This window comes from Pseudomonas sp. SIMBA_068, assembly GCF_046534705.1.
In the GTDB taxonomy this organism is placed as follows: Bacteria; Pseudomonadota; Gammaproteobacteria; order Pseudomonadales; family Pseudomonadaceae; genus Aquipseudomonas; species Aquipseudomonas putida.
Map to the genome: position 1 here is coordinate 1 of NZ_JAWRYI010000774.1, position 262 is coordinate 262.

Sequence of the window (262 nt, forward strand, 5' to 3'; positions counted from 1 at the left end):
CGGCCGTAACCCATTCAGTCTTGCGCCCTGGCGTGGCGCTTTTTCCGGGAGTCTTCATGGCAATCGATCAACACCCGCATGAACAGGCCTTGGTCACGTTCCTCGAACAGCGCCCCGAGCTGCGCGAACAGCTGGACAACCTCAACCCCCTGGAAGCCCGGGCCCGGGGCGAAACCCCGGCGCAGTATCGCGCCGAGCGCCTGCATGAAGCCTTCGAGGCCGAAGCCGAACGCCTGGGGCTGTTCGCCTGGGAACTGAGCCT

Annotated in this window: 1 protein-coding gene; it reads left to right on the forward strand. The window is 65.3% G+C overall.

All coding sequences use genetic code 11. The features are described from left to right. Window positions 1-56: 56 nt before the first annotated feature. Window positions 57-262, forward strand: a 206-nt coding sequence (locus SB756_RS31395; RefSeq protein ID WP_410913410.1) for a DUF6388 family protein, incomplete at its 3' end; no start/stop codon positions are given.